This window comes from Companilactobacillus bobalius, assembly GCF_009764355.1.
Map to the genome: position 1 here is coordinate 1 of NZ_LNUA01000069.1, position 5,630 is coordinate 5,630.

General features: G+C 41.0%; 6 protein-coding genes and 1 pseudogene. 2 read left to right on the forward strand and 5 right to left on the reverse strand.

Annotated features, from left to right (window positions below; all coding sequences use genetic code 11):
• Nucleotides 1–172 precede the first annotated feature (172 nt).
• Together ATN92_RS15035 and ATN92_RS15040 are read left to right on the forward strand one after the other, a co-directional pair.
• Entirely contained in the window at nucleotides 173–382 is a 210-nt protein-coding gene (locus ATN92_RS15035) for a hypothetical protein (RefSeq protein WP_054519259.1), read from the forward strand.
• 22 nt (nucleotides 383–404) lie between these two features.
• Nucleotides 405–683 (forward strand): hypothetical protein, encoded by a 279-nt coding sequence (locus ATN92_RS15040; protein WP_056950637.1) that lies wholly within the window; start codon nucleotides 405–407, stop codon nucleotides 681–683.
• On the opposite strand, the gene ATN92_RS15045 is transcribed toward ATN92_RS15040, so the two are convergent.
• The 5 genes and pseudogenes from ATN92_RS15045 to ATN92_RS15065 form a co-directional block, all read right to left on the reverse strand.
• Nucleotides 673–1,155: a hypothetical protein gene (locus tag ATN92_RS15045; protein WP_056950634.1), complete on the reverse strand. Its 483-nt coding sequence runs from the start codon at nucleotides 1,153–1,155 to the stop codon at nucleotides 673–675. The two genes, ATN92_RS15040 and ATN92_RS15045, sit on opposite strands and share 11 nt — an antisense overlap.
• Nucleotides 1,145–1,426, reverse strand: a complete 282-nt coding sequence (locus ATN92_RS15050) for a type II toxin-antitoxin system RelB/DinJ family antitoxin (protein ID WP_014564139.1) — start codon at nucleotides 1,424–1,426, stop codon at nucleotides 1,145–1,147. Before ATN92_RS15050 ends, ATN92_RS15045 begins: the two co-directional genes overlap by 11 nt.
• Before the next feature lie 258 nt (nucleotides 1,427–1,684).
• Nucleotides 1,685–2,443: pseudogene (locus ATN92_RS15055) on the reverse strand (replication initiator protein A); the annotation flags it as partial.
• A gap of 15 nt (nucleotides 2,444–2,458) precedes the next feature.
• Entirely contained in the window at nucleotides 2,459–3,379 is a 921-nt protein-coding gene (locus ATN92_RS15060; RefSeq protein ID WP_056950631.1) for an IS30-like element ISLsa1 family transposase, read from the reverse strand.
• Nucleotides 3,380–3,660: 281 nt separating this feature from the next.
• Nucleotides 3,661–4,962 carry a primase C-terminal domain-containing protein gene (locus ATN92_RS15065; RefSeq protein WP_234032525.1) on the reverse strand — a complete coding sequence of 434 codons (1,302 nt, stop codon included), beginning with the start codon at nucleotides 4,960–4,962 and terminating at the stop codon, nucleotides 3,661–3,663.
• Nucleotides 4,963–5,630 lie beyond the last annotated feature (668 nt).

The following is a 5,630-nucleotide window of genomic DNA, read 5'->3' on the forward strand; positions in this document are numbered from 1 at the left end:
CATTCTATGTGTAAGTGCGCATTGACCTCGTTTCACTCGGTCTGCTGATTCTCCTGAATTTATTTTTAGTGTATGCCTTCCGCTTCGCTATTTCAACTTTTATACTTTGACTTAACGTTTCCTATATGATATAGTTTCGGTGATTATTTCTAATATGATTTGAGGGATCGTTATGTCTAAAAGTAACTTAGAAAAACAAGAAGCTAAATTAAAAGCCCTTAATCAAAAAATTAAGGACGAAAAAAATAAGATTGAACAACGGCTAGGTAAACAAATCATCAGTCAAGCCAATTTAGATTATGCTAATTTGTCTAACGATCAGATTAAGCTTTTAGCTAAGCAATTTTCTGAATTTTTAAAGGTAAAGTCCGTAGATCATTAGCCATACGAGATGGGGAAATTCCATGTCTAATCAATATGAAAAACTAGTCGAGCAGCAAGCGCGTTTAAAACAAAAAATTGATCGGGAAGATTTTAAATTACGACAATCTAAATACTATGAAAATCGACAAGCCCGCAAAGCCCGTTCTCGCCGATTAATTCAAAAAGGGGCTTTGCTAGAAAAATACTTTCAAGCTGATAATCTCTCGGTTGAACAAACCGAAGAGCTTTTAAAAATATTTGCCGATTACGTTAATGTCCATAAACCAAATAAACTCAAAAACGATCAACCTAATAACTAGGCCGATCGTTTTTATTTTCAGGATTGTGTTTAGCAAAGTCTTTTAACTGTTTTTGAATTCTTTGTGTAAGCTCTGCTTTACTTTCTTTGTGCTTCCTTTTACTTGATCGCTGTTGAATTATCTTTTGACCCTTACCTCTTCTTTTTGATTTTAGGTCAAGCGTAAAATCTGAAATTTTATTTTGATCTAGCTTACTTAAATGACCGATTTCTTTAAAGTTTAAACCGGCTTTGGGAAAGCGATAAATATTACCAAGATCGACCCAGGAAGGTTTCTTCAACCCAGCGGATTGCCAATTTTGAATCGGATAATATTGTTGCTTGATATAAGCCGACTTCTTTTCATACTGACTAGTAATTTTAAAAGCTTCGACCTTCTGTTCTGATACCCGACGAATTAAAACTGGCCGAGACTTGCCACCGTTAGTTTCTACAAAACTAACGTATAGGCTGACTAAGTCATTAGTCCTCATCTGGATCGTTGAGCCAATCAGCGACCTCTTTAGCGTCTTTGAACTCGGTGACTGGTGTCCCTTCGGTCGCCTTTAAAAAGCGTAAATTAGCTCTTTCTTCTTCGCTTAAAGACGCATTAAAAGGTAAAGCACCATTAGCAACAATCCGCTTGTAAAACATGTTAATGGCCGTGGTTGGATTTAAGCCCAATTCGCTTAAAATTGCTTCGGTATCATCGGCCAAATCTTTATCAATCTTGACTTGGACCCGTTTCTTTTCCTTAACTGCCATGATTGTCTCATCTCCTTTTTTGCTACTACCATTATACTACCTTTTGAGTACCTTATCAATAGATAAAGCCTTGGCCTCAAATCACTTGAGCTTGGCGTTGATCTAAAGGCTGAACTTTTTAGTTAGCCTGGTTAGCTCTGACACTCATTTAAAAGCCCCTATTCTTCTGTTTAAGCCATTTAACTCTAGCTTAAGTAAGTATAAATTAGGTTAGTAAGTCTTAAAATCGCTTAGAAAGGATTTTGTAGCCTTTTAGGGCTAGTAGTACAACCCACTGTTATCGTTGTCGGCCGGCTTTTCTTCTTCGGGGTGTTTGGCCGCATATTCTCTAGCCGCTTGTTTATTCCACCAAACGCCAAATAGGTTTTGCATGGTGCCGTATAAGTAGTTCTCAACATTCTTGATGTGCTTCTCATTGCTTCTCAGGGCGTTAAAGTAGCGTCTCAAGGCTTTAGTCATTAAAGGTTTCAGTTCCTCATCATCAAGTGGGATTATGACACCAATATCTTTGTGATCTTTCTCAACTCGGTACTTAGCATTTAAGATAATGCCAATGAAGCGCCGCATTTGTTGCGGAGTGCGGCACCAAAAACTGAGCAGCTGAATGGCTTCGGGTTCTAAGAAGACTTCCCAGCCACTTTCTGAATCCGTTAAGAACTCATCAGCATGTTTTACTAAATCCCGATTTTGGATTTCTATTTCAGCTGGTGAAAAGTTAGCTGTGGAAAAATTTAACTTTTGAGTATCTATCTTGTATCTATCTTTATCTTTTTCTTTAGGTTCTTTATATAGATTAACTGCACTTTTTGCAGTTCCGCTTGTAGCAAGGGTTTGAGACACTTTTGGGCTATCTTCACCGCGTAAATAGACATCGGTTGCTTTCACATCGAGCTTGGACAGATATAAGCGATTCGGTTCATTCTTTTTTGTTTTTGGGTTAAAGCCCAGTTGTTTTTGCATCAGCAAATGAGCGGATTCGAGTTCTTTTTTAATTTTGACGACTTTTTGATTATGGCAAGGCAAATTACAAGTTTAATCCGAACAAGCCCGGAATCTTTCAATGGCAGTCTGTTGATGATGTATTTTTAATGGTCGTTGATTAATTAGTTCAAGTGCTGCTAGGATCTCATCAGTCGTTACTTGGCTAAAATTGGTCTTTTTCGGGAAGAACCAGCGTAACCGTCTATTAAAATATTCATTGGAACCTCGCTCCCATGGTGAATATGGATGGCAAAAATAAACTTTGATCTGATAATCCTGTTCTAAGGCCTGATAATTGGCAAACTCTTTACCATGATCAACAGTAATGGATTTTGCTTGGGGACCGAAGGCCCCCATAAACTTGCCAAAGGCGGTGTTTAGAGCCTTAGCCGTTCTATTAGGGGCTTTGATGGCCCATAGAAGTCGAGTCTTACGTTCTACGAATGTAACCAGACATGATCGTAACTCACTTCGACTAGAAAGCACCGTATCTACTTCCCAATGACCAAAAGCTAACCGTTGATTAACAGTTGTTGGCCGTTGTTCGATGAAAGTCCCACTTGTAAATTTCCCACGATTTTCGCTCACTCGGTGCTGGCGGACATTCCGATTGGGTAGATCAGTCAATTTGAAGGGGAGCCAGCCACGATTAAGCCAATTATAAATTGACGCAGTGCTCAAGTTATAAGCGGCCGCAATGGTTTCTGGTGACCAGGTTAATCGTAAGTGATTGGTAATTAAAGTCGCTAATGCTGCCGTCAGCATCGAACGACGACCGCAATTCCGCCTTTTGCGATCTGCATCTTGCTGAGCTAATTCTGGATCATAAGGTTTAACCCGGTCCAACTCATAGCTAATCGTAGCTTTGGCGACGCCTAAGGCGTCAGCCATTACTTGGTAAGATTTATTCCCCTCATTGACCAGTTGTGCTAGTGCGCCACGTTGAAAACGTGATAAAGTAGATGTACCCAAAGTAATCACTCCCTATATTGGTTGGAATTAGCTACTACCATTGTAAGTGATTGCTTTGGGCTTTTTAATTTCTGTTCAGATTAATTATAGAATTTGCCAACTATTAAGTTGGCCACATCAGGAACATATGTTCCCTTTGACTGACTATAGTTTACCGCACTTCCTAAAGTTTGCCAAGATATTTTTGTGAGTTCCCCAACAAACCACCAAACTAACAATACCCTCACACAGCAACAAGCCTATTCTAGATATATACCTATGGCAATTGATAGCAGCACTTTTCACCCCGTTCTTCTTCTCGTCTCCATTCCCCACGGTGGCTCTGAATCACCACTCACCGCTTGTATCTCAGTTAAAGTACCAACTGTTGGCTCATAAACATTTTTGCTTACAGTTGGCATTAGTGTCGTTAAATACCCTGTCCACGCTTTACTTTGAGCCTGACGGCTCACCATAGCCGACTTAAATAACATGGTCACCGTCGTCAATAAAGTTGGCTGGTTACCACGCTGCACCCGCTTCAATTGCGAAGTTGCTTGTAGTTGCTTCATAACCCGATTCAAACTCGCCGGAGAAATCCCTAATTCAGCTTGAATTTGACGCGTTGACATGGCAACCGAAGCGGCAGAACCACCCATTCGATTAATCAATGCAAGCACATCGTTACGCCATTCGTGGGCATGACTGTATTGTCGTTCGGCACGCGGCTTAGCAAATTTATGCCAGCCAATCCCAGCAACAACTTTACCTGAAAAATTAGGCACCCATTGATCCAATAGTCCTTGAACATAACTCAGTGCTGCCCCCCGATAGTTACCTGAATAGGCGTCTCTCACGCACTGTACAACTTCGCGATCGGCCAACGGATCATGTAGATTTGAATTGAAGACGTCAAGCACGTCTCTCGCACGTTGTTGCGAGATTTTTGACTGATACATCGCTAAAGCTAACGTCAAAACCGTGTTGTGACGGGCTAAACCTTGACCTGATTTGACTGTTGTCACTTTCAATAAGGCTTTAAACCAAGCTTGGTCAACCTGCCGACCTTCATCTGGGGCTAGAGAAATCACCTGTCGTTTATCCGGCTTCGTAACCGGAACTTGGGCAGCATAATATTGTGACCACTTCATCAGAGCGCTCACCTGGACCAACATATGTGCATCAAAAAAGACTAGATTGTCTTGCCGGGGAATTCGAAAAATTCCAAAGTTATTGCAGCCGACATCGACCCCTGCCACTCGTTTTTGAATCCATTGCCGCACAAAACTCGACATTTTTTGGGCTGCTTTTAAGACTGGAAACTGACCGCGTGTTTTCCGCAAAAACATAGGCTGATCAAAAACGTAGTAGATATGGAATCCCTTCGTAGTCCGCAAAATCATCGTGGGAATGAATAAGTCAGCAACGGTTACGGCCCCCAAGACCTCTTGCTCACGCGCGTCTCGTTCTTGTGCGTCGGCAAAATCAATATCAACGACCAAGGTATTAATCTGAGCTAAGTTAGCTTCCCGGTGTCCCCGAACACTCGACCGATTTTGCGTATAGCCAAGCCAGCTGAATGTATTGGGCGTCCAGTGAGTCATACGATCGGCGATGGCGTCAAGTGCTTCAAAAGAGGTGATAACCACACCATGTGCTTTTTGCATTGAATCTTTACTGCTGAAGAGCGCAATGGCCCCTTTTTTTGTAGGAGTTTCCATCACTTGTCCGGCAATATTAGAACGACTATTTTTAACTTTATAGGTATGTAATGAATCGTGTAATACCAGCTTTTGTGCAGTCTGAACCGTCTTTAAATCGTACATGGTGAGCTCACCTCCTTTCAAAATAAACACCTAAGTTAGCTTAATAGAAATGACATAGAAACCGAAAAAGCGCAGACAAAAAAGCAACTTAGCGTTATGCCAAGTTGCTTAAGGTGGACGTAGTCCGACTACCCCCGAATAAACTTTTAAATTTTTAAATTACCGCCTACGGATCTAATTAACTAGATCCAGTGAATTTGCACAGAAGTCGCTCACCACACGTGTCCCCTTTGTTTTTACCCGGCAGCTTGTCCCCTACCGTTTTGAAATCACACCATTCTCGACATCTTACCATTTTGCTGGTATAATCTCTTTAGTTGAATGAAAAAGATTTTTTTGTCGAGTGCTTCCCAATTGCCGTTGGGTGGCGCTTTTCTTTTATTTAAGGTAACCATACACCATAACAAAGAAAATGTAAACAAAAACATCAAAAGTATACTTTTGAT

Excerpts from the sequence above, each read along its gene's own strand:
- ATN92_RS15035 (WP_054519259.1), top strand. The coding sequence starts at position 173 with ATGTCTAAAAGTAACTTAGAAAAACAAGAAGCTAAATTAAAAGCCCTT.
- ATN92_RS15040 (WP_056950637.1), top strand. The coding sequence starts at position 405 with ATGTCTAATCAATATGAAAAACTAGTCGAGCAGCAAGCGCGTTTAAAA.
- ATN92_RS15045 (WP_056950634.1), bottom strand. The coding sequence starts at position 1,155 with ATGAGGACTAATGACTTAGTCAGCCTATACGTTAGTTTTGTAGAAACT.
- ATN92_RS15050 (WP_014564139.1), bottom strand. The coding sequence starts at position 1,426 with ATGGCAGTTAAGGAAAAGAAACGGGTCCAAGTCAAGATTGATAAAGAT.
- ATN92_RS15065 (WP_234032525.1), bottom strand. The coding sequence starts at position 4,962 with ATGACTCACTGGACGCCCAATACATTCAGCTGGCTTGGCTATACGCAA.